The organism is Flavonifractor sp. An100 (assembly GCF_002161175.1).
Classification (GTDB): Bacteria; Bacillota; Clostridia; order Oscillospirales; family Oscillospiraceae; genus Lawsonibacter.
This window is the reverse complement of record NZ_NFMA01000055.1, coordinates 1-1,556: the sequence shown is the minus strand read 5'-3', so window position 1 is coordinate 1,556 and position 1,556 is coordinate 1. Positions and strand designations below refer to the sequence as shown.

General features: G+C 54.5%; 1 rRNA gene. It reads left to right on the top strand.

Annotation, left to right across the window (positions count from 1 at the left end):
- The first annotated feature begins 14 nt into the window (after positions 1–14).
- Positions 15–1,545 (top strand): 16S ribosomal RNA (locus B5E43_RS14715).
- Positions 1,546–1,556: the final 11 nt, after the last annotated feature.

Genomic DNA, 1,556 nt, shown 5'->3' with positions numbered 1-1,556 from the left:
CATTTAAATACCATTTTATTGAGAGTTTGATCCTGGCTCAGGATGAACGCTGGCGGCGTGCTTAACACATGCAAGTCGAACGGAGTGCTCATGACAGAGGATTCGTCCAATGGAATGAGTTACTTAGTGGCGGACGGGTGAGTAACGCGTGAGTAACCTGCCTTGGAGTGGGGAATAACACAACGAAAGCTGTGCTAATACCGCATAATGCAGCTGAGTCGCATGGCTCTGGCTGCCAAAGATTTATCGCTCTGAGATGGACTCGCGTCTGATTAGCTAGTTGGCGGGGTAACGGCCCACCAAGGCGACGATCAGTAGCCGGACTGAGAGGTTGGCCGGCCACATTGGGACTGAGACACGGCCCAGACTCCTACGGGAGGCAGCAGTGGGGAATATTGGGCAATGGGCGCAAGCCTGACCCAGCAACGCCGCGTGAAGGAAGAAGGCTTTCGGGTTGTAAACTTCTTTTCTCAGGGACGAAGCAAGTGACGGTACCTGAGGAATAAGCCACGGCTAACTACGTGCCAGCAGCCGCGGTAATACGTAGGTGGCAAGCGTTATCCGGATTTACTGGGTGTAAAGGGCGTGTAGGCGGGATTGCAAGTCAGATGTGAAAACCATGGGCTCAACTCATGGCCTGCATTTGAAACTGTAGTTCTTGAGTACTGGAGAGGCAGACGGAATTCCTAGTGTAGCGGTGAAATGCGTAGATATTAGGAGGAACACCAGTGGCGAAGGCGGTCTGCTGGACAGCAACTGACGCTGAGGCGCGAAAGCGTGGGGAGCAAACAGGATTAGATACCCTGGTAGTCCACGCTGTAAACGATGGATACTAGGTGTGGGGGGTCTGACCCCCTCCGTGCCGCAGTTAACACAATAAGTATCCCACCTGGGGAGTACGATCGCAAGGTTGAAACTCAAAGGAATTGACGGGGGCCCGCACAAGCGGTGGAGTATGTGGTTTAATTCGAAGCAACGCGAAGAACCTTACCAGGGCTTGACATCCCGGTGACCGGCTTAGAGATAGGCTTTTCCCTTCGGGGACACCGGTGACAGGTGGTGCATGGTTGTCGTCAGCTCGTGTCGTGAGATGTTGGGTTAAGTCCCGCAACGAGCGCAACCCTTATTGTTAGTTGCTACGCAAGAGCACTCTAGCGAGACTGCCGTTGACAAAACGGAGGAAGGCGGGGACGACGTCAAATCATCATGCCCCTTATGTCCTGGGCCACACACGTACTACAATGGTGGTTAACAGAGGGAAGCAATGCCGCGAGGCGGAGCAAACCCCTAAAAGCCATCCCAGTTCGGATCGCAGGCTGCAACCCGCCTGCGTGAAGTTGGAATCGCTAGTAATCGCGGATCAGCATGCCGCGGTGAATACGTTCCCGGGCCTTGTACACACCGCCCGTCACACCATGAGAGTCGGGAACACCCGAAGTCCGTAGCTTAACCGCAAGGAGGGCGCGGCCGAAGGTGGGTTCGATAATTGGGGTGAAGTCGTAACAAGGTAGCCGTATCGGAAGGTGCGGCTGGATCACCTCCTTTCTAAGGAGACA